This is a genomic window from Streptomyces canus 299MFChir4.1 (assembly GCF_000383615.1).
Lineage (GTDB): Bacteria > Actinomycetota > Actinomycetes > Streptomycetales > Streptomycetaceae > Streptomyces > Streptomyces canus_C.
Genome location: NZ_KB911611.1, coordinates 85240 through 106494 on the forward strand (window position 1 = coordinate 85240; position 21255 = coordinate 106494).

Here is a 21255-nt window from a genome sequence, read left to right on the forward strand (position 1 = left end):
ATCGGAGCAGGGCTACAGGCCCAGCAGAGGCAGGGTCGTTAGTCTGTGCAAGAGGTCGGCGCAGGTCGCAGGGTCCTTCACGGCCCCCGACCGCACCAGCGCCTCGAGGCCGCCGCGGCGTCCCGAGAACACCGCCCACCCCGCATCACGAGGCGCGTAGGCGTCACCAACGACCACTCCCCGAGGCCAGCCGTCGGTGTGCGGCGAGACCGGCACGCCGAGGTCGTACACCGCAGTGACGTCCGGGACCTCGACCGACTCCCCGAAGGCGGCGGACAGGCGCACGCGTGAGCCGTCCCACGACTCAACTTCCTTCATCAGGTGGACCGAGAGACGGCCTGTGGCCCTTACCCGACTCACAAGGCCCAGCCGACTGTAGACGGTGATCTGGGGGGCGAGAGAGGACAGGGGGGTGACGTAGTGGACCTCGTGCCCGCGGTCGAGCAAGTGCTCCACCCAACTCCACGCCGGCCAGCCGCCGACGTCGTCGAAGACGATGAACCGGCCCGCCGGACCGAGGTCCGCGGTCACGTCTGCGACGATCGACCGGTACGGGGCGCGCTGGGTAGGTACGGGGCGGTCGTGATAGGGAGCACCTGTTGCGTAGACGATGCTGTCCCAAGCGTCTCCGTTGAGGGCGCTGGGGTCGACGTACGTGTCCAGCTTCAGCGTCACTTCTCGTTCCTCGCACGCCGCAACCTGGTCCTCGACCATCTGCGCCCACTTGGAACGGCGGGTACCGACGCGGGAAGCGAGGGCGATGTTGCCGCCGGGCTCGGTCCGTCCGTCCACCACCGTGACGTCCGCCCACCGCGCGGCGACGGCACCGGCTTCCAGCCCGGCCGGACCGGCTCCCACCACCAGGATGCGAGGGCGGGACGACACGGCCGCTTCGAGGCTGCTGTAGATCCGGCTCCATGCCTCCTCGAGACCGACCTCGGGATTGACCACGCAACTGAGGGCCAGCCCTTCGGAGGAGCGGCCGATGCACAGCTGGTTGCACGAGACGCAGCGGCGCTGGGTGGCTCCCGCGCGCCGGCCCACCACGATCGTCGGGTCGGCGATATGAGCGCGAGTCATCGCGACTGCATCGGCGTCCCCGGCCGCGATCAGACGGTCCGCGTCCTCCAGCGTGTCGACCCGGCCGGCGGCGAGAACGGGCACGGAGGAGCCGAGTGCCTGCTTGACCGCGCGAGGGATGGACCTGAACGGCGTCGGGGAATGAGCCATGTCCGCCATCTGGGTGGACAGGCTGGGACCGCCGACGTAGGCGGAGTGGCTGACGTTGACGAAGTCCAGGTCGTGGTCCTCGACCAGGGAGGCGCACATCGGAGCCATGTGTTCGACAGTCAGACCGCCGTCCATGAACTCGTCCCCACTGACGCGCACTCCCATGGCGACCGAGCCGGGCACCATGGCTCGCACCGCTGCCAGGACCTCATCGACGACGCGACGACGACCTTCAAGCGAGCCCCCGTAGGAGTCGAGCCGCGCGTTGGACAGGGGCGAGAGGAACTGCTGGAGCAGGTGCCCGTGGCCAAGGTGCACCTCCAGTCCGTCCAGGCCCGCCTCGACCACGCGCCTGGCACCCTGTGCGAAACAGTCGACGAGTTCGGCGATGTCCTCGTCAGTCATGACGTGCGGGAGGGCGGCACCGCGCGCCCACGGGATGGGGCTGGGGCCCCACGACGGGGTGCGGGGATAGGCGTCTGCGGCCTCACGGCCCGAATGCAGGATTTGGCCGAAGAGCAGGGCCCCCTCGTCATGAACCACCTCGGCCAGCCGAGCCAGCCCGGGGACCGCATCGTTGGTCCACAGCGACAGCGTCTCGGGACGCTTGAGACTGGTGGGATGGATGCGCAGGCCCTCGGTGACGATGAGTCCGACACCCCCGGCGGCCCTGCGCCGGTGGTACTCTAGGTGGCGGTCGGACACGCGGTGATGCTCGGCGAAGTTGAGGGTGTGGGCGGAGATGAAGATTCGGTTGCGCATCGTGTGCGGCCCGATCCTCAGCGGCATGCCGGCGGCAGACTCAGTCATTGGCGTGCTCGACTGCGCCGGGCCCGGTCAACGCCGTGACGACCACCTCAAACATCAGTTCGTCGCGGATCAAGCCGTCACACGGGCAGATCGCGACCCGGGCGGCGGGCGGGCGCGACGTGTCGGGGGAAACGCCGGACGCGCCCGCGGCTCGCAGCCCCGCAGGGGTGACGAATTCCTGGACCGAAGTGATCTGCGACCACGAGGAGCCGGCAGCATCGAGGACACGGGCCACCGAGGCGTACGAGTGGCTGCGCTGGGCGGCTAGGTCGCCGGCCGCCACTGTCTCGCCCGATGCGAGATCGATGGCCGCGAATCCGGAGAGGAAGACGTCCCGTCCCCGCACGACCCCGGCGCTGTAGCTCACGTCACCGACGTGCTTGCTGTCGATCACGACTGACTTCTTCGCCCCCCGCGCGAGCGTCACGTCGAGCGTGAGCATCGTTCCGTTTTCGGCATGGTCCGAGCGGACGACGACGGCCGAGCAGGGCAGTACCGCACCGAACGTTGACCGACGGAGTCCTCGCACCTCGCGGTAATGTGCGCGGGCCGAGGGAGCGACGTGCTCGACCATCGAGACCACGTCGCGTAGCTCATAGCCGGCTGGACGGACCCGACGTTCGAGCTCGGCCAGGCACGAGCGGTACAGGTCCACGAACCGGCCCTCGTCGGCGGTCCCGTCGGTCGTGGTCGCGCCCAGGGAGGCTGACGTGCTGGTCACGGACAGTTGGAGCAGGTCGCGGCTCACTGGTCCTCCATCTGTTCGTCCGCCCGCTGGATACGCACCTCGATGTTGCCGCGCACAGCGCGTGAGTAGGGGCACGTCATGTCAGCCGCCGCAAGTAGGTCGCGACCGTCGGCCGCGGAGACCTCCTCGGGAAGGTTGACGGTCAGGGTGACCGTCAACCACAGGCCCTCTGCCTGATGAGACAGCCCGATCCCGACCGCGGCGCCGACCGAGGAGCGGTGCGCGAGGTCCAAGCCCTTCGCTTTGGCGTGAAACAGCAGTGCGCCGTGGAAGCATGCGGCGTACCCGGCCGCGAACAACTGCTCCGGGTTGGTGCCCGAGGCTCCGTTGCGAGGCCCTCCCATGCCGGGCGGCTTCACGAGGCCCAGGTCCAGCACGCCGTCAGAGGACCGTACCCTTCCCTCTCGTCCGCCGGTGGCCTCGGCGCTCGCGGTGTACCGCACTCGGTCGACCTTCGTGGCCGTCATGGTCAGTCCTCTCATCTCTTCGTTGTTCCGGCGCGCGACCGGGGTGGCCGCTCGCCCTGGCCGTGGCCGGCAGCGTTCGCCCCGTCGCGCAGACACTGCCTGCCACGGCACCAGTCACACCTCGGTGGGACCGACGTCCGCCGCCTGGGTCACCAGTCCGAGGGTCACGTGACGAACGGCGCACCGGATCGGTCCGTCCTGCTCTGTCGTGCTGTGCCCCTCGACGGGTGAGGGTCCGTAACGAGGGGCGCTGGTGTTGCTCAGGAGCAGCACCAACCGCTCGTCGTCGCCGAGTCGGTGCAGGACGTAGCCCATCGCGATCTCCACCTCGCTGTCACCGGCGACCTCGACGGTGACAGCAGCCTCACGCAGCAGCATGGTCGATCCTTTTCCAGCGGTCCCCTCGTGCCGTACGCACAGCTTCGCCACGAAGCGCGTCCCGGTGTGCGGCGCCGACACGGCGAGGCGCACCACTACCGCGCCGGCCAGTTGCGTGCCGCGCGGCACTCCGACGCACGGGAGTTCGACCACGTCTGGGCGCCCGAGCAGGGCGCGCTGGTCACGGGGCCCGGACCGCTCGAGTCGTCCGGGGAGATATACCGGCCCTCCGACCGTGGGTGCGGGGTCGGAGACGTCGGCGACGAGGATGAGGGGAGCGGCGCTCTCGGTCGTGGCGTCCGCGTCTGGGCCGAGCCGGTCCGAGGTGGCGGCCCCGTGCAGGACGAGGTCGGCCGTCGCCGACAGGCTGTGCGGCTCGATCTCGGCCCATGACCTCGCGCCCGTATCGAACAGGTCGATGCGTCCCCGGTCGGGCGGCGTCGCTGCGTCTCCCGGGACCGGGCGGAGGTGACTTGCCAGCCACCGCAACTGCCGCGCACTGTGGCCCACGCCGTCGACGCCGGCGCCAGGTCCGAAGTCGTGCTCAGCATATGAACCCGTGAAGGAGCCGTGGGACCACGGACCTACCACGAGCGTCGGCGGATGGGCCGCTACCGAACGCAACTCGACGTAGGTACTCAGCACGCCCCCGATACCGAAGTCGTACCAGCCTCCAGTCATCATCACCGGCACTTCGACGGAGGCGAGGTCGACGTGCAGGCGCTCATCGCTCAGCCATCGCTCCAGCGGTTCAGGTCCGCCCAGCCAGTCGCCGACGTAACCCAGGGTACGGCCGAGCAGCTCGCGGTCGGCCGCCGAGAGCGGGCGTCGCCACCCGTCCGGGTCGGCCGTGAGTGTGGACAACCGGTCGAGGGCCTCCTCGTCGCCGCTCCTGCGCAGGTCGCCGGCCGCCAGCGATGTGAGGACCCAGGCCGTCACGAAGCCCTGCTCGAAAGCCCGCCCTACCCCGAACCAGTTGCGGCCGGCGTCGCTGCCCGCCATCATCGGCGCGATCGCCCGCAGCGCAGGGGGGCATGCCGCCGCGGTCAGCCACTGAGCGAGTCCGGCGTAGGAGCGGCCGTACATCTCGACCTGGCCGTCGCACCAGTCCTGTGCGGCGACCCACTGCACTGCGTCGAAACCGTCGTCCGCCTCGTGGACCAGAGGCTCAAAGCGACCGTCCGAGCCCCCCCTCCCGCGCACGTCCTGAACGACGACCGCGAATCCGGCCTCGACGGCGGCTCGCAGCGCGATGGCCCCGTCGACCACGATTGAGCGGTCGCGGGAGTACGGGGTCCGCTGGAGGAGTGCAGGGGAGCGAGCGCGCCCTCGGGGAAGGTACACGTCGGCCAGGAGCTGCACACCGTCGCGGCAGCGCATGGGAACGCCCACGTGGACGTCGTAGCCGGGTGGGGTCAGGGTCGGCACTGTGGTCCATTCTTCTCGATCGGCGGTCAGGTGAGGTCGAAGTGGTCGGCGTCCGCACGTCGGGTCAGGCGCCAGTACTCGGCGACCTCGAGCGGCCACACCTGGGAGACCCGGCCCGAAGCGGCCTTGTACCAGTTGTCGACTCCCTCGACGCCCCAGGCCATGTGCCGGTTCGCCTCGTCGACCATCGCCACGAAGTCGTCCAGCACCGCTTGTCGGACCTCCATCGTCCGGGCCTGGGACTCGAGCAGAAGATGGAGAGCGGACATGACGTAGTTCACCGAGGACTCGGAGAACGTCACGATGCTGCCGTTGACGACCAGATTGGTGTTGGGTCCGTAGAGGCAGAAGAAGTTGGGAAACCCCGGGACGGTGATGCCCAGGTAAGCGGCCGGATCGCTCCCCCACACCTCGGAGAGGCGTCGCCCACCGCGGCCCCGCACGCCGAGGGTGTTGAGCATGTCGGTGGCGACAAAACCGGTGGCGTAGACGATCGCGTCACACTCGTGCACCCGGCCGTCGCACGTGCGGACCCCGGAGGGGACGATCTCGGAGATCGACTGGGTGACGAGCGCGACGTTGTCCCGGTGCAGTGTGCTCGCCCACACCCCGTTGTCGCGGAGCATGCGCTTGCCGTAGGGCGGGTAGGCGGGCACCACGTTCTGTGCCAGGTCCGGGCGGTCCTCGTACTGACCGCGGATGTAGTCGGTGAGGTAGGAGCGTAGCTCCGCGCTGGCCGGCGAGACCGAGCCTGGCACGTCCCACGAGGGATCGACGATGGCGAACCTTCGGCGTCCCTCCACGTTGTGCCAGAACTGGTAGAAGCGGTACCAGGAGTGGTAATTCGGTACCCAGGTGAAGAGCCAGCGGAGCCCGGGCGGCATCTCGTCGTGGTAGGTCGGGGTCGGCACCATCCATGGTGCCGAGCGCTGGAAGACGTCGAGATGTCCGACGGCGTCGGCGATCGAGGGCACTACCTGGTACGCGCTGGCGCCGGTGCCGATAACCGCGACCCGCTTATCCGTGAGCGGGTACCGATGGTTCCAGCGAGCCGTATGCCACGACTCGCCCGCGAAGGATTTGAGCCCAGGGATGTCGGGTAGCTTCGGCTCACTGAGCTGCCCCACCGCCGAGATGACGACGTCCGTGAGTGTCTCGGTGGGACCGTCGGGTCCATCGGAGCTGATCCGCCACACGCGCTGGTCGTCGTCGAAGACGATGCCGGTCACCGCGGTACCAAAGCGGATCTTCTGGCGGACGCCGAACGCGTCGGCCATGCTACGCAGGTAATCCTGGACCTCGTCGCGGGAGGAGTAGTAGTGCTTCCAGCCCGCCTTCTGCGCGAAGGAGTAGCTGTAAAGGAAGTTGTTGGCGTCCAAACGCGCGCCCGGATAGTCGTTGTCGAACCACACGCCCCCGACGTCACTGCGCCGTTCGAACCCCACGAAGTCCACGCCGACCTGCGCCAGGCGATACATCGCGAGCAGTCCTGACAAGCCCGCTCCGATGACGGCGACCCTCAGACGACGCCCCGGTGCCACCTGCTCCTGGGACCAGCCCGGACGACGCAGGTCCCCATCCAGCCCCAGTTCCTCGCGCAGGAAATCGCGCTGAGAGGCGTCTGTCGGCCCCGAGATGAAGGCGATGGCACGATCGACCAGGCCTGGCTCGGGCGTCGCGCCGTGCTGCGTCAGGCGCTGCAATGCGGCCACGGCCAATCTGCGTGCCTCTTGCTGGCAGGATTGATCCAGCCCGCCCTGCCGCGCCGGGACTATCCCCAGCGGTCGGGGATCCGGCCGAAGTCGGTCCGGTATCAGGCTTTCGTCGCCGGTGGCCACCGCCAGGCAGGCCAGGAGGGCGGGCAACTCGGCCTCATCAACGGCTCGTTCGATGAGATCGGCGCGCAGCGGCGAGTCGCTGTAGGATGCGGAGAAGTCCATGTTCAGGATCAGCTCTCTTCTCGGGGAGGGCTCGGCCGACTCCAGAACACCGACCTCAGGTGATCGACGTAGTCGCCGTCCGGTTGCGCCATCCAGTAGCCGACCTGGGAGCGCCGCATGATGTTGTGCCGAGTCAGGCGCACCATGAACTCTGCAGTGCTCACCACCAGCCCGTCCGCGTCAATGATGGGCACGCCGTCGATGTCGTGGACCCCTAGGCTCCACAGGATCTCGTTCGGCAACCCTTCCCCCGGGATGAGGACCTGAGCCCCCGCCGCGATCGCCTCGCGGGCGGACGCCCGAAAATCCTGCAGGAACCGTTCGGGATCGCCCTCGAGAGCAGCCACTACGCTCGACTGTCCGCCTTGCAGATAGTGGAACCCCGAAAGCCGGTGCAGTAGACCGGCGGCGGCGACGTTCTCCCGGATCGGCTCAGCCAGCTCCCGGATGAAGCCCACCACCCCGAAGCGGTTGCCACTCATTGCTGAAATGTGGAAGGCAGTCTCGCCGTAACCGAGGACAGGGATCCTGGCGAGCGTGCGGGCCTCGCGCAGACCGGGATCTTGGCTCGTGCCGATGACGAAGGCGTCATAGCCCTGCCGGTCCGCCTCGAGGGCTTGCTGTGCGAAGTAAGTACTGAAGAAAGTCTCTACGGCCCCGAAGCGCACCACGCCCTCCGGAATGCTCTTCGGGTATGCCTCAGCCGGGAGGGTATGGATGTCGATCGTGACGTCGTCACTCACCACGCTTGAAAGATGATCCGCATACCACTTGTCGAGAAGTGGCATGCGGCCCTCGACGGTGTGTTTTTGAAACCAAATTCTCATACGATCACGTCGACCTATTCACATGCCGATCACGAGTGTTCCGCTTGCCGGATCATTGATCTGCCGCAGACGGTACATGGGCTTATATGGGCCGTCAACCGTTCCGCTAGCAGGAACGACAATGATGACATGGTCGCGTTCCATGAGTCGAGTTCCACCATCCGTGAATCGCCCGCCAACTGACGTCTCCCGAGCGGTGACTCGGGCGGTCGCCGGCCCATCGAATGGGTCCTCTCGCCCCGGCCGACCTGAGCGCGACGCTCTTGGGAGGTCATCAGGACCGGGACCTCCACGGCCATGGCCTCCCGCGAGGGCGTCGACCTCAGGATCAGGTGCACCGCGATCGCCCGGCCGGAATTCCCCGAGCCTTCGACCCCGATTAGGTTAGGGAGCGTATTCGGTCGTGATCAAAGAGAGGTTTGCGTGAGGTCCTTGATCCAGATAATCGAGGCGCCGAGGTGGAGGCCGGCGAGGTAGCTCCCCGGAGTCTTGTCGTAGCGGGTGGCGATGCCCCGCCACGCCTTCATCCTGTTGATCGCACGCTCGACGGTGTTCCGCTCCTTGTAGAGGTCGGCGTCGTGACTGACGGGCCGACCACCTCTGGAGCCCTTCTTCTTCCGGTTGGCGGCCTGGTCCTTCTTCTCCGGGATGACCGCCTTGATACGGCGTTTGCGCAGGTGGGCATGGTTGCCGCAGGACGAGTAGGCCTTGCCCCCGGCGACCACGTCCGGCCGTGGGACTCGGCGGCGAAGTGGACGACGTGGCTGTGCCGTTTGATGAGGCTGTCCACCAGGTCGGCGTCGAGGATGTCGCCTTCGACGAAGTCCAGCTCGGGATCGAGGAACGCCTCCCCGAGGTTTTCGACGTTCCCCGCGTACGTCAGGGCGTCCAGGACGGTGACCTGAACGATGTCCTCACATCGCAGAAGTCGCTTGACGAAGTGTGCCAGAACACGCGAACAACGATCTCAAGGGTTGGTCCTCGTTCGAACTTGCGCGGCCGCCTTCTTCCCCGCGGTCCGCATCTTGGGCCTGCCGTAGCGACATCGCCGGGCGAGGCTCTGCGGACTGCGCGGTTCGGCCCCGGCCAGCGCCGCTCAGGAGGCCGGCGGAATGGCCGTTGATTCGACTCAGCCACGGCGCGGCGGCCGTCGGGTCCGCGTGATGCTCAGCACGTGGCCCGTCTTGACAGCCGCAGACCCCACGCGTAAATTCGGATCGATCAATCTAGAAGTTTGGAGGGCTGCGATGTCATCAGTCGGCCGCCCCCGCGCCTTCGACGAGGGCCTCGTTCTCGACGCAGCCATGCTGCTGTTCTGGCGACAGGGTTACGAGGCAACCTCGATGGCGCAGCTCCGTGAAGCCACCGGGCTGTCCTCCGCGAGTCTGTACGGGGCCTTCGGCTCCAAGGAAGGCCTGTTCACCCGGGCCGTGGAGCACTACGTCAGCGGGCCGGGCAGTGTGACCGACGTCGTCGCGGACGAGTCACTGACTCCGCATCAGGCTGTCGCACGCCTGCTGCACGGGTCGATCGACATGCAGACCGATCCCACCCACCCCCGCGGCTGCCTGGTGGCCCTGTCCGGAACCCTGGAAGCCCAGGACGGACATGACACGGGCGTCCGCGAGGTCGTCGCGGCACGCCGCGCGACCGACCGCACTCGCATCAGGGCCGCCGTGGTGCGCGGGGTCGGCTGGGGTGAACTTCCCGAGGACATCGACACGAACGCGGTCACCACCATGATCCACGGTTTTCTGCTCGGCATCTCCACCCAGGTCCGCGATGGCGTGGCAGCACAGGAACTGCACGCCGCGGCGGACGCCCTCCTCCGCCTCTGGACTCCGGCCGACAGCACGGCCGGATCGAGCACGGCCAGGTCGTGACGGACTCGGCGGTCGCGTCCTCTGCGCGACGCGATGTGCGCCGCGCAGAGGATCGCGAGCGGCCGTACGGTCAGGTCATTCGGCCGTGCGGTACGGCTCCAGGAACGGCCGCAGAGCGTTGAGGAACGCTTCCGGCGCCTCCTCCGCCACGAAATGTCCGCAGTTCGCAATGACGACACCGGTGACATCGTCGGCCAGAGAGCGGACTTCCCTCTCCACGTTCTCCCCGCCGAGCGCGTCGCCGGCGACGGCCAGGACGGGAATGGTGAGTTTGTTCTGCTTGCGCAGCACGGTCTGCGTCATGGTCTCGTCGATGGCCCGGTAGTACTCGAAGCTGGCTCGCAGAGCTCCGGGCAGACGGATCGCCTCGACGTACACATCCACGGCGGTGGAGGGAATGGCTGTGGGGGTGGCTGCCTTGGTGGCGAACTGGTAGCCGAAGTAGACGTCTTCACGGCCTTGGACGAGCTGCTCGTTGACGTCGTGGGCACGGTTGAAGTTGAAGTGCCACAGGAAGTCGCTGGTGCGCCGGTCGCCCAGCAGCGGGGGCGACGGGGAGACGCCGGGAATGATCGCGTCCACGAGCGCCATCCGCTGGACACGACCGGGCGTGTCCACCGCCATGGCGTAGGCGGTCCACATGCCGATGTCGTGTCCGACGACGGCGAAGCGCTCGTGACCGAGCCGCTCCATCAGCCGGTGGAAATCCTGCGCGCACGTCGCCGAGTCGTAGCCGGTCACCGGCTTGTCGGACAGGCCGGTCCCGCGCGGATCGGCGACCACGACCGTGTACTGCTCGGCGAGCGGCAGCATGACGTGGCGCCACTGGTACCAGAACTGGGGCCAGCCGCCGATCAGCAGCAGGGCCGGTCCCCTGCCTCCGACAACGGTGTGCAGGCGCACCGAACCGGTGTCGACGTAGCTGCTGGAGAAGACGTCCGCGAAGCCTGCGGGCAGGTCCGGTACGCCGGTGACGGTGCCGAAGCCTAACGGCTCTACTGGGCTTGTCGGCTGAGCCGCGAGGGTGGTGGGGGTGGTCATGTAGGCGGGTTGTCCTTTCGACAGGTCATGAGCGCTCACACGGGTCCAGCGACTCACGAGTGGGGAGGGGGCGGACGCCGTCCGGCCGGTGGCGCCTTGCCGCAAACGCCTGTTCAGCCGCGTCGACGACGGCTCGCCCGATTTCGGATCGCACGTTCCGATATTGACATGCGAGCACGCCCAGGTCAATATCGGATCAGGCAATCCGAAATTATGTGAGGAGACACCCCCTCGTGCCCACAGGACTTCCCGTCCCCGCTCAAGCCCCTCCGCGGGAGGAGGGCAAGCTTCCCCTGACCGCGCTCCTCGTGATGGCTTGCACCGGTTTCCTCGTCATCACGACGGAGACGCTGCCCGCCGGGCTGCTCCCTCAACTGGCCGTGGGGCTGGGCGTGTCCGAGGGCAGTGCGGGACAGTTGGTGAGCGCGTACGCGATCGGTACGGTGCTCGCGGCCATACCCGCGATCACGGTGACCCGCAAGGTCCGCCGACATCCACTGCTTCTGATGGGTCTGTTCGGGTTCCTGGCGGCGAACGCCGTCACCGCTCTGGCTCCCTCACTCGCGGTCGCCCTGGTCGGCCGGTTCATCGCGGGCGCCTTCTCCGGCCTGCTCTGGGGCATGCTCGCCGGTTACGCCCGCCGCATAGCCGCGCCCCGGCATGCCGGGCGGGCGCTGGCCATCGCCATGACCGGGACGCCGGTGGCGCTGTCCGTCGGAACACCGCTGGGAACCTGGCTCGGCAGCGTGCTCGGCTGGCGGTGGTCCTTCGCCGTGATGTCCCTGCTGGCCGCGCTCATCATGACCGCCGCGCGCGGCCTCGTCCCCGACGTCCCGGGGCAACCGGCGCAGACACAGCTACCGTTGACGGGCGTGGCGCGGCTTCCCGGCGTACGGACCATCCTGGCGGTCGTCTTCATCTGGATGCTCGCTCACAATCTCCTCTACACCTACATCGCCCCGTATCTGCGCGAGGCAGAGATCGCCCTCCGCCCGGACCTGGCCCTGATCGTCTTCGGTGTCGCCGCTCTGGTCGGCATCTGGATCACCGGCCAGTTCATCGACCGCGCGCTGCGCATTCTCACGATGACGAGCGTGGCGCTCTTCGCCGTCACCGGGGCGGTGCTCCTGCTCGCCCAGGGCTCACTCGCCGTCGCACTCGTCGCTCTCGTCGTGTGGGGCGTCGCATTCGGCGGAGCGGCGACACACCTGCAGACAGCCATGGGCGAGGCAACGGGCGAGAACGCCGACGTGGGTAACTCGCTGCTCACCACGTCCTTCAACCTCGCGATCTTCGGCGGCGGCGCTCTCGGCGCCGTCGTGGTCGACGGGATCGGGGCCCGAATGCTTCCCACAGGGGTGACAGCGCTGGCGCTCGTCGCCCTCGCACTCGTCGGCTGGGGCCGTCGGACGGCGTTTCCCCAGGGACGGTAGAGGGCTTCCGGCGGTTCACCTGCGCTGGCCGGGCCGCCCCATGGCCCGACGTCATGGCGGGTCCAGGGCGCGCTTCGCGCTGTTCCCCGGCTACGGCGACCCTACCGTGACCCCATTCAAATGCCGTATATTTGCGTCGGTTCGACCAGGCGAGGGAAACCGGCGGAGCAGACAGCGACAGCGGCAAGATCTCCCACCGCCCGTCCGGCACCAGCCGCTCAACTAAACCGTGCCGACCAGGGACTTTACATCGGCCGGGGGTGCGGGGTCGTTGCCCACGCCGACCTGAAGGCTTCCCACACCATCGCCACCCGTGGCGAGAGGGTGTGGAACACCGGGCGTGAGTCACGCCTCCCTGGCGGGGCAGGTCAGGGATTGAGATAGGGATCCTGTGCCATGCGTTGGTACGACGTGAGAGACAGGGGTGAGGAGTTGATCTGCCAGTGACGTTCCTTGTCTACGTCGAACCACACGAGGGCTTTGATCAGGGGAAACTTGGTCATCAGTGTCGGGATGACGTCGTTGATCCATGACGCCTTGCTGCCCCCCGTCTCGTCGGAGGCCGTCTCTGCGATGATGATGGGTTTGCCCTTGGTGGCCAGCTTGGCGTAGATGTCGGCGAAAAGATCGTCGAAGCTCTGCCACTGGAAGTCCGGATCGGACGTGCCCCAGTTGTATCCGTCGACGCCGGTCCAGTCGACGTAGTGATCGCCGGGGTAATAGGCCAGCGCCGACGGAGCGTCGGGACTGTCGGTGACATTCGGGCACCATGCCCAGACCACGTTCGTCGCGCCTCGCTGCACGAAGATGTCATGAATGTGGCGGTAGGCGGCGATGTACTTCTTCGCGTCGTGTCCGCCCCAGCCTTCCTCCTCGTTCATCTCGGCCGCGAAGTCGAGGAAGAACGGCTTGCCCAGTGCCTTGGCGCCGTCCGCGCGCTGCCGGATCGTCGCGTCCAGGTCGCCGTTGACGATGTCGTCGAAGTCGGCGCCGAACGGCTCCCAGTTGACCAGCGGAATACGCCCGTCGGCGAAGTCCGCGCGGGTGGTCGGGGAACCTGCCCAGTCGTCCAGCCAGCTGTAGTAGGTGAGATGCACCGCCGGTTTGCGTCCGATGCGGGCGTCCGTCTGGGCGATCGAACCCGCACCGTAGTAGTGACCGAGAAGCGCTCCGTGCGCAGGCACGAGAGGAGCTTCTTGAGCCGTCGATGGACTTGGCGTCGGGGCAGGGGCCTGCAGCGGGGCGCGCGCGTCAGGTTCTGGGCCGGCACACGCGCCGGCGAGTGCAGTGACTGTCACGAGCAGTACCAGCGCGGCGGCAGTCCTGACGAAGCGTCTGCTCGGCGCGCTGCGCAGTGGTGGCTGGGAGGCGGCGGCATACATGGGCCTGAAGTGTCTGTTCACGTCTCTACGATGCCGCGGTCTTGATGAGGAGACGATCAAGACGCCGAAACAGTCGAGAAGGGACGTACTCGAAGAGTGTGAGTTCCACGAGTGCTCCCCCTGGGCTGATGCGGCGGCGTCGGTGCTTCCGCCGCGCGGTTCGGCAACCCATCACACGATGGCGAGCCCAATGCCGGTGCCGCCCCGGGCCGCCGGTCACTCGGTAACCGAGGATTTTCTCTCTCCTGGGTGGGGATGCCCGGCCCGCGGTCGGCGTGAGCGACCCCGATGACGAGACCGCCCGCTACCGCTACGGCAAGGCCGGCAACCGGCTGGGCATCGACCGGTATGCCTCCAACACGCTGTTGGTGCAGTCCGTGGTACCGGGCAGGGCCAAGGCGAGTGCCAGGGTCACCCTGGCCGGCCCCGACAATGCCGTGACCTTCGGCGGCAAGGCCGCCACCGTCACCTCCGCCTTGGCCACCCGCCTCGTGGTGACCGTGCCCGCGGATGCGGTGAGCGGGAAGGTGGCCGCGACCGTGGCCGGGAAGAGCGTGAGGCCACCGACTCGTTCTCGGTGGCCCCCTCCGGCCCCACCATCTCGAAGAGAGAACCGGCCTCCGGTGTGACCGGCGTCCAAGTCGCCCTCACCGGCATGGGGTTCGCGGCGGCCGCGACCGACAACGTGCCCTTCAACGGCATTGTCGCCGAGATCAAGGACCGCACGCTCACTCCGCGTCGCCGGCCGTTGGCGAATGCGGTCAGGACACCGCCGTGTGCTCAGTGAGGAAGGCGAGGACGGTGGAGTCGAAGCGCTCCGGTTCCTCCAGGGACGGCAGGTGGCCGGAGTGCTCGAACACCTCCAGGCGGGCCGAGGGCAGCAGCCGGGCCATCTGCTCGGCCTCCGCCGCCGGGTTGAGAATGTCGTGGCGTCCGCTGATCAGCAGGGTGGGGATCTCAAGGGTGGGCAGGTCGGCCCGGAAGTCGAACCCGAGGACGGCTTTGTTGGCGGCCTCGATCTGCTCCGGGCTCAGCGCCAGCCCGAGGCTGTACCGCGAGACGTACCAGTCACGCACCTGGTCGCGGACGGACGGCGGGGTCTCCGGCGCGAACAGGCGGGCGCTGAGCCACTGCTGCTGTTGTTCACGGGAGAGTCCCCGCAGCTCGTCGGCGTGTTCAGCGAGCACGCGGTCCGTGGAGGACGTGCGGCCGTGGGACGTGGCCACCACCAGGATCAACTCGCTTACGCGCTGCGGTACGGCGAGCGCCAGAGCCTGTGCCACGTAGCTGCCCATCGAGCCGCCCAGCACGGCGGTCCGGGCAAGGCCCAGCTCGTCCAGCAGACCGATCATGTCGTCGACGTGGTCGCGCAGCGAAAAGGCGGCAGGACGTGTGCTGCGCCCGTGGCCGCGCAGGTCGGGCGCGATGACCCGGTGGGAGCGGGCCAGTGCCTCGATCTCGCGGCGCTGTGCGGAAGCGTCCACGCCGACGCCGTGGAGCATCAGCAGCGGCGCACCCGAGCCGGCTTCCGTGACGTGCAGTTCGATCCCGTTGACGGACCGGACGTATTCAGACAGCTCGGGTGGGGCGGACGGGTCGGCGGCCATGATCGGACCACCTCGCTTTCTGTCGGGCGGATCAGGACAGGGGTGTGGGAGGCCGCCGCTCGCCTGCGGGTGTACCGATGCGGATGAGGACGGGATCGGGACGCCGGCCGGCCGTCGCTCACATGGTGACGACGAGCTTGCCCAGGGTGTGCGTGCGGACCAGGTCGACACATGCCTGCGGGCCCTGGTCGAGGGTGTAGCGGCCGCTGATGGTCACGGGCAGCCGGCCGTCCACCGCGAGTGCGCCGACCTCGCGCATGCCGCCGAACTCCCCGCCCAGGTCGAGCAGGAAGCGCAGCTCCACGTCGTCGCGGCCGAGGACCTCCGGCGCGGGCGGCGGGAAGATGATCGTGATCAGGCGACCGCCGGGCCGAAGTGTCCGGGCGAGTCCGGCCAGCCGGTCATCGGGCAGCGTCAGGTTCAACGCGACGTCGAGGTCCGCGGGGTACTCGCTGGCCGCGTAGCCGATGACCTCGCTCGCCCCCAGCTCGCGCAGGACGTCAGCGTCCGCAGGGGTGCCCGTGGCGATCACGCGCGCCCCGGCGGCGGCGAGCAGCGGGACCACGGCGGTGCCGACGCCACCGGTCGCGCCGACGACGAGGACGCTCTCGCCCTCCTTCACCTCGGCCGATCCGATCACTGACAGCGCGGTCAGGCCCGCGGTCGCCACGGCGGCGGCGTCCGGCGCGGACAGGCCCGCCGGGCGGTGCGCGATCAGCGGAGTGTCTGCCTCGAAGACCGCGTACTCGGCGAGCGAGCCCGTGCTCAGCGAGGGACGGGACGGGTCGGCCACCGCGCGCAGGGCGCGGGGAACGGCCTCGCCGAAGATCTCGTCACCCACCTGGAAGGCGGTGACGCCGGGACCGACCTCGCTCACCGTCCCGGCGAAGTCGTTGCCCGGTATGTGCGGGAACGGCAGGTCCACGAGCGCGCGGTACTCACCGCCGGGCAGCCGCATGTCGGTCGGGTTGAGCGAGGCGGCGGCGATCCGGACCTGGATCTGACCGGGCCCAGGTCGGGGTACCGGTACCTCCTGCACCGTGAACTCCTCGGGCGGTCCGTATGCGTGCGCGACGACGGCCTTCATGGATAGCGCTCCCTACGTGGGTCTCATGCACAGTAACCTGACCATGCGGTCCGGTTATGAAAGGACCGTAACCCTAAACGGACTGAGCGGTCAACTTGCTAGTCTCTGCGTGTGACCTCGCCCCGACCGCTGCGCGCGGATGCCGCCAGAAACCGGAAGCTGCTGCTCGCCGCCGCGGCGGACGAGTTCGACGTGCGAGGGCTGGACGTGTCGGTGGCCGACATCGCCCGCCGGGCCGGCGTCGGCAAAGGCACGGTCTTCCGGCATTTCGCGACCAAAGACGACCTCATCGCCGCGATCGTCCTCGACCGGATCGCCGCGCTCACCGAGACGGGTGGAGAACTGCTCAACGCCCCCGATGCGGGAGCCGCGCTGCTGGAGTTCCTGTCCGTTGTGGCGCGCGAGATGCAGCACTTCGACCTGGTGTACCTCCAGCGCGCGGCCGAGCTTGTCCCTGAGCTGTCCCGGGCCCAGGAGCGGCTGTTCCGGCACGTCCATGTGCTGGTCGAGCGCGCGCGTTCGTACGGCGCGGTGCGCGCGGACATCACCGGAGCGGATGTCGTGGCGCTGATGTGCGCGCCGAAGCACGCGGCGAGTTCCCTGCCGGACGCCCCACCCGACCTCTGGCAGCGCTACCTCGCGATCATCTTCGACGGCCTGCGCCCCGCGGGAGCCCACCCGCTGCCCCAGCCGCCGCCCTCTTCCCCGTGAGGGGGGCGCGGGCGCTCACCGGCGCGTTCGGTCAGAGGTCCGCCGGCGAGCGGCGATGGCCTCGGCCACCTGTGCGATAGCGGTGCGCAGAAAGGTTCCGTACGCGTCCTAGGGGAGGTTCGGGGCGTGCTCCCTGGCCGCGTCGATGTGTTCGGTGGCGGCGTCGAACGACCCCAGCCACGGTAGTTGTCCGCAGGATTCAGGTGCAGAGACGGGTAGAACCCCACGATGTGAAGGCTGGAGTCATCGTCGGGCTTCAACCGACGCGCGCCCGCGAAGGCCAACACCGCGCCCGCGACGAGGTTGCCGGAACGGCAAGTCAGTGCGCCTCGGCCGCTCGGCACGCCTCATGACCGAGGGGCAGCCGCACCGGTCGTACACCGAGGATGCGCCAGCTGTATACACCGAGGAGGGGTCCATGCCGCTCCAGCGGCTGACCGAGGTGACCACGCCCAAGGTGTGGGTGGGCGACGACGTGTCGTTCCCCAAGTGCGGCAGAGCGTCGGTCGGCGTTGCGCGCCAGTACTGCGGAGCCGTCGGCAAACGGGTGAACTGCCAGGTCTCGGTCAGCGTCCACGCCGGCACCGACACTGCCTCATGCGCGTTGCACTGGCAGTTGTATCTGCCGCGCGAGTGGACGGACCAGCGGGACCGATGCCGCAGGGCGGGAGTCCCCCGATGATGTCGCCCACCCGGAGAACTGGCGTCTCGCGCTCAGCCTGCTCGACACGCTCACCGACTGGCAGTTGAAGGCACCCGTCGTGGTCGCCGATGTCGGCTACGGCGTCAGCACCCCCTTCCGGGTCGGTCTTGAGGAGCGAGGGCTGGCCTATGTTCGCGCCCTGAACGGGAAACAAGTCGCCCACCCAGAGGATGCCGAGCCGCATCAGCCCGCTTACGGCGGGCCCAGTCCGCCGACGCTGCCCCGCTACCGGACGCCACCGCGAGCCGTCTCTGCCCTCGCGGTCGAGGCCGGCGCCGACCGGTTCACCGAGGTGACCTGGCGCCAGGGCAACAAGGCAACAAGGCAACAAGGCAACAAGGCAACAAGGCAACAAGGCAACAAGGCAGCAAGGCAGCAAGGCAGCAAGGCAGCAAGGGCACGATGACCTCACGGTTCGCGGTGCTGACCGCGCGGCCCGCGCGGGCAAGCAGTCCCTGGCTGCGGCGCAGGAGGACCGTGAGGTCATCGTGCCCTTGCCGGCGGATCGAACACGACTACCGCGGACTCAAAGCACGGCCTCGGCCTGGAACCACTTCGAGGGCCGCACCTGGCGCGGCTGGCACCACCACGTCACCCTCGTCACTGCCGCCCAGGCATTCCTCACCCTCAGGCGGCTCGACCCAAAAGCCCATACACCGGCCTGCCCCTCTACCAGGGCCTTGACGTTCTTCAGAACCTGCTGAGGTGCTGGACCGGTGCCTCCACCAGCTGCGGCCGGCCCCTGCCCAGCCCACGAACCCACCGCAGACGATCCAGAACCTAGCGAAGCACTACTACCTGTAGTTGTCGCATCTCGCCAGTGACAGGCCGCGCCGGGAAGCGGCAGAGCGGATAGTGCATCTGCTGCGCTGATTCCCGCGGTTCTGCAGCGGCCGGCTGCCGGTGGTCAGCCGACACGGGACGATGCCTTGTGCGCTTGCTCGAGGACCGTTCGCCATGAGGTGACGTTCGGGCGACGATTTAGCAGTGCTCTGCGTTCGCGCTCGGTCATGCCGCCCCATACCCCGAACTCGATACGGGTGTCGAGGGCTTCGGCCAGGCACTCCGTACGCACGACACATCCGCCACATACCGCTTTAGCCCGATTCTGTCGGGCACTCTCGGCAAACAGCTCGTCCGGGTCACTGTCCCGGCACGCGGCGTTTTCGATCCAATGAGTGCTGGCCACAACAGCCTTCTCCTCCACTCTGGTCAAGAACTGTGCAGCGTGCCGTGGTTCCCTGGCGTTTCGCCGGGACCAGCCGCTGGTCGGCTGTGGGCACGACTGACCCGCTCGATGAGTTCCTTCCGGCGATCACCGGCAGAATGATGGCGACCTTTTCCGACCGGCTGACCAGGACTGTGCCGCGCGGCGGTCCGTGGGCTGCTGGGCGATTTCGGAGCGGCGTGCGGCCTTGGTCCGGGTGCAGTGGTGCCGAGGGCTGCACACCGGCACCTTGCTTCCAAGGCGAAACCCCCAGCAGGTCCAAAAGATAGAACGTTCTCCCGTGCAGTGAGCTTGCCCCGGTCTTCTTCCGATGTCAACACCGAACCCCCTGGCTTCACTTGGCCTGCGCCGGGTCAACCTCGACCCCAGCCGCATCACGAAGATCCGAAGTCATCTGGTGAGCGGTTGTCGGACCGGGTCGCGGTCGGGGTGCTGACCCCGGCGTTTCCTCAGTCGCTTGTGGATGAGGTGCTGGCGGAGACGGGGCGGGTGGAGCAGCGGAACCGGCTGTTGCCGACCCGGCTGGTGGTCTACTTCGTGTTGGCGATGTGCCTGTTCTCCGGGCAGAGCTATGAGGAGGTCGCGCGGCTGCTGACCGCAGGTCTGCAGGCTGCGCGGCGTAGGCGGACGTCGTGGGTGGTGCCGAGTACGGCGGCGATCTGGAAAGCCAGGTCCCAGCTGGGGGGGGTGCGCCGCTGCGGCAGCTGTTCGCGAGGGTGTGCCGTCCTGTTGCCGCACCGGACACTCAGGGCGCCTTCTACGCGGCTGACCGGGAAGGTTCGCCGGGTTGGCGGATCATTCCTGCTCGGAGGCAGCGGCGAGGTGACGGCGACAGAAGTCGGCAGCTGTGAGATGGGGCCTGCGCAGCGCAGCGCTGTAAAGCCGCATCTCACGAGCCGCTCGGTCCAGGTGTCGCCAGAAACTGAGGGGCATGTCGAGGTCGTCACCGAGATCGACCAAGCAGTCGAAGGCGAGTCCCAGTTCGTTGTGCTCCAGGAACTCCAGCGTCGCTGAGAGATCGATGTCCGGCAGGCGTGTGAGGTGGGCTCGGGCGGCGTCGAGGTGGTCACGGGTCTGATTCCAACTGCCCTGCAGAGCCTCACGATCATGGGTCATGGCGCCAGTGTCGCCGGTGCCATGAGTGGGATCACGCGACTTTCGTTGGACGTCCGCCCCAGTGGAGGCCCTTCTCGCTGCGAATGCGGGCACGCTCCTTCCGCTGGGCGGCGAGGACGTCGGGATGCCGGGCATTCTTGTTGCGCCATCGCAGGTATGCGTGCAGGGCCCGGGTATGGACGATGTGGTTGCTGTGGTGAGAGTTGGCGACGGTGAACTGCCGCAACGGCCCGAAGTGAGCCTCGATCGGGTTGGCCCAGGACGCGTAGGTCGGCGTGAAGCACAGCTCGACCCTGTTCTTCCTCGCCCAGCGTCGGATCTGTTCGCCCTTGTGGGCGGACAGGTTGTCCAGGATGACGTAGATCGGGGCGCCGTCGGGGCGGGCCGCGCGAATCGACCTGAATGCGGCCAGGGTGTTGCCGGCTCCCTTCTTGCGGCGGTTGATGCCCCACAGGGTGTCGTCGCCGACGGAGTAGCAGCCGTGGAAGTAGCGAACGCCGTGGGTGCGGTGGTAGGTGGCAGGGTGCCGTTCAGGGTGACCGGTAGGCGCCCAGGACGAGCCGACGGTGGGGCGGATGCCGAGCGGACCGAACTCGTCGAACGCGAAGACCCGGTCAGGGAAGCGGTCCAGAACGTGTTCGATGCGGTCGAGCTTGGCGTCGCGCTCGGGGTCCGGGGACTCCTTCCATGTTTTGGTCCGCTGGAAGGTGACGCCGCGGCGCACGAGCAGGCACCGTAACGCCTCACGGCCGATCCGTATGACACGGCCGTGCACTTTCCGCAGGTAGGCGGCGAGTTTGCGGATGGAACAGCGGGTGAAGGGCTGTCCCAGCTTGGTCGGGCGGGCGATGGCCGTCTGGACGACGAAGTCCTCATCGTCAGGACTGAGCAGGCGGGGACGGCCTCCCGCCCACCGAGGGTCCAAGCAGGCCAGCCCGATCTCGTTGAACCGGTGGATCACATCCCGGACGGTGTCCTCGTCGGCCTGCACCAGCTTCGCGATCACTGGCACCCGGTTCCCGCCGGCCGAAGCCAGCAGCATCATCGCGCGCCGGTACCGCACCGAACTGGTGGTGCCCCGACGCACGATCTGCTGAAGCTTCTGCCCCTCCTGATCGGTCAACCTGCGTACACGGACAGGCTCAGACACCACACCCCCAACGATCAGACGGACGTCACCGCACATCCAACCGCCCCCAACATCAACCCGGCGAACCTTCCCGGTCAGAGCACTAG

18 protein-coding genes and 6 pseudogenes are annotated in these 21255 nt (G+C 68.1%); 8 read left to right on the plus strand and 16 right to left on the minus strand.

From position 1 onward, the window contains the following. Window positions 1-12: 12 nt before the first annotated feature. From H293_RS50820 to H293_RS55675, 8 genes and pseudogenes are all read right to left on the minus strand, one after another. A complete protein-coding gene (locus H293_RS50820; RefSeq protein ID WP_078612798.1) occupies window positions 13-2040 on the minus strand; it encodes an oxidoreductase in 2028 nt (675 codons plus the stop codon). Further along, the gene (locus H293_RS50825; protein ID WP_020123081.1) at window positions 2033-2788 is read right to left on the minus strand and encodes a RidA family protein; all 756 of its coding nucleotides are present in this window, start codon (window positions 2786-2788) and stop codon (window positions 2033-2035) included. Before H293_RS50825 ends, H293_RS50820 begins: the two co-directional genes overlap by 8 nt. Continuing rightward, window positions 2785-3255 (minus strand): Ohr family peroxiredoxin, encoded by a 471-nt coding sequence (locus H293_RS0138300; protein WP_020123082.1) that lies wholly within the window; start codon window positions 3253-3255, stop codon window positions 2785-2787. Before H293_RS0138300 ends, H293_RS50825 begins: the two co-directional genes overlap by 4 nt. 114 nt (window positions 3256-3369) lie before the next feature. After that, window positions 3370-5061: a CocE/NonD family hydrolase gene (locus H293_RS53905; protein ID WP_020123083.1), complete on the minus strand. Its 1692-nt coding sequence runs from the start codon at window positions 5059-5061 to the stop codon at window positions 3370-3372. A gap of 26 nt (window positions 5062-5087) precedes the next feature. Next, a complete protein-coding gene (locus H293_RS0138310; protein ID WP_020123084.1) occupies window positions 5088-7001 on the minus strand; it encodes a flavin-containing monooxygenase in 1914 nt (637 codons plus the stop codon). Window positions 7002-7009: 8 nt separating this feature from the next. Beyond that, entirely contained in the window at window positions 7010-7789 is a 780-nt protein-coding gene (locus H293_RS0138315) for an aspartate/glutamate racemase family protein (RefSeq protein ID WP_020123085.1), read from the minus strand. 446 nt (window positions 7790-8235) lie between these two features. Continuing rightward, window positions 8236-8562 (minus strand): annotated as a pseudogene (locus H293_RS0138320) (transposase); the annotation flags it as partial. A gap of 47 nt (window positions 8563-8609) precedes the next feature. Continuing rightward, window positions 8610-8777: pseudogene (locus H293_RS55675) on the minus strand (dTDP-glucose 4,6-dehydratase); the annotation flags it as partial. A gap of 298 nt (window positions 8778-9075) precedes the next feature. Between H293_RS55675 and H293_RS0138325 the strand changes: the two are divergent. After that, window positions 9076-9711 (plus strand): TetR/AcrR family transcriptional regulator, encoded by a 636-nt coding sequence (locus H293_RS0138325; protein ID WP_020123087.1) that lies wholly within the window; start codon window positions 9076-9078, stop codon window positions 9709-9711. A gap of 75 nt (window positions 9712-9786) precedes the next feature. Here H293_RS0138325 and H293_RS0138330 read toward each other — a convergent pair whose 3' ends face one another. Then, the gene (locus H293_RS0138330) at window positions 9787-10752 is read right to left on the minus strand and encodes an alpha/beta fold hydrolase (protein WP_020123088.1); all 966 of its coding nucleotides are present in this window, start codon (window positions 10750-10752) and stop codon (window positions 9787-9789) included. Between the two features lie 233 nt (window positions 10753-10985). On the opposite strand from H293_RS0138330, the gene H293_RS0138335 reads away from it, so the two are divergent. Then, on the plus strand, window positions 10986-12185 hold the full coding sequence (locus H293_RS0138335; protein WP_051138215.1) for an MFS transporter: 1200 nt from the start codon (window positions 10986-10988) through the stop codon (window positions 12183-12185). A gap of 368 nt (window positions 12186-12553) precedes the next feature. On the opposite strand, the gene H293_RS50835 is transcribed toward H293_RS0138335, so the two are convergent. Beyond that, a complete protein-coding gene (locus tag H293_RS50835) occupies window positions 12554-13567 on the minus strand; it encodes a glycoside hydrolase family 26 protein (protein ID WP_106968507.1) in 1014 nt (337 codons plus the stop codon). 275 nt (window positions 13568-13842) lie between these two features. On the opposite strand from H293_RS50835, the gene H293_RS0138345 reads away from it, so the two are divergent. Together H293_RS0138345 and H293_RS58655 are read left to right on the plus strand one after the other, a co-directional pair. Further along, the gene (locus tag H293_RS0138345; RefSeq protein WP_020123091.1) at window positions 13843-14196 is read left to right on the plus strand and encodes a hypothetical protein; all 354 of its coding nucleotides are present in this window, start codon (window positions 13843-13845) and stop codon (window positions 14194-14196) included. Next, window positions 14193-14354 (plus strand): hypothetical protein, encoded by a 162-nt coding sequence (locus H293_RS58655; RefSeq protein WP_158694495.1) that lies wholly within the window; start codon window positions 14193-14195, stop codon window positions 14352-14354. The genes H293_RS0138345 and H293_RS58655 overlap by 4 nt, the downstream gene beginning before the upstream one ends. Here H293_RS58655 and H293_RS0138350 read toward each other — a convergent pair. Continuing rightward, window positions 14329-15174, minus strand: coding sequence for an alpha/beta fold hydrolase (locus H293_RS0138350; RefSeq protein ID WP_020123092.1), 846 nt, complete (start codon window positions 15172-15174; stop codon window positions 14329-14331). The two genes, H293_RS58655 and H293_RS0138350, sit on opposite strands and share 26 nt — an antisense overlap. Window positions 15175-15292: 118 nt before the next feature. Continuing rightward, complete coding sequence (locus H293_RS0138355) at window positions 15293-16261, minus strand: NADP-dependent oxidoreductase (protein WP_020123093.1); 969 nt, start codon at window positions 16259-16261, stop codon at window positions 15293-15295. Between the two features lie 111 nt (window positions 16262-16372). Between H293_RS0138355 and H293_RS0138360 the strand changes: the two genes are divergently transcribed. Further along, window positions 16373-16972: a TetR/AcrR family transcriptional regulator gene (locus tag H293_RS0138360; RefSeq protein WP_020123094.1), complete on the plus strand. Its 600-nt coding sequence runs from the start codon at window positions 16373-16375 to the stop codon at window positions 16970-16972. A gap of 15 nt (window positions 16973-16987) precedes the next feature. On the opposite strand, the pseudogene H293_RS60585 reads toward H293_RS0138360, so the two are convergent. After that, window positions 16988-17214, minus strand: a pseudogene (locus H293_RS60585) (hypothetical protein); the annotation flags it as partial. 185 nt (window positions 17215-17399) lie between these two features. Here H293_RS60585 and H293_RS59355 point away from each other — a divergent pair. Both H293_RS59355 and H293_RS62020 read left to right on the plus strand, forming a co-directional pair. Next, window positions 17400-17994, plus strand: a pseudogene (locus H293_RS59355) (IS701 family transposase); the annotation flags it as partial. A 179-nt stretch (window positions 17995-18173) separates the two neighbouring features. Continuing rightward, a pseudogene (locus H293_RS62020) lies at window positions 18174-18379 on the plus strand (IS701 family transposase); the annotation flags it as partial. A 203-nt stretch (window positions 18380-18582) separates the two neighbouring features. Here H293_RS62020 and H293_RS55690 read toward each other — a convergent pair. Next, window positions 18583-18864, minus strand: coding sequence for a WhiB family transcriptional regulator (locus H293_RS55690; RefSeq protein WP_078612802.1), 282 nt, complete (start codon window positions 18862-18864; stop codon window positions 18583-18585). Window positions 18865-19371: 507 nt separating this feature from the next. Between H293_RS55690 and H293_RS60595 the strand changes: the two are divergent. Beyond that, window positions 19372-19527 (plus strand): annotated as a pseudogene (locus tag H293_RS60595) (transposase domain-containing protein); the annotation flags it as partial. Between the two features lie 171 nt (window positions 19528-19698). Here the strand turns inward: H293_RS60595 and H293_RS55700 are convergent. Together H293_RS55700 and H293_RS0138375 are read right to left on the minus strand one after the other, a co-directional pair. Beyond that, a complete protein-coding gene (locus H293_RS55700; protein ID WP_020124820.1) occupies window positions 19699-20019 on the minus strand; it encodes a MafI family immunity protein in 321 nt (106 codons plus the stop codon). A 31-nt stretch (window positions 20020-20050) separates the two neighbouring features. Continuing rightward, on the minus strand, window positions 20051-21169 hold the full coding sequence (locus H293_RS0138375) for an IS630 family transposase (protein ID WP_310591947.1): 1119 nt from the start codon (window positions 21167-21169) through the stop codon (window positions 20051-20053). Window positions 21170-21255 lie beyond the last annotated feature (86 nt).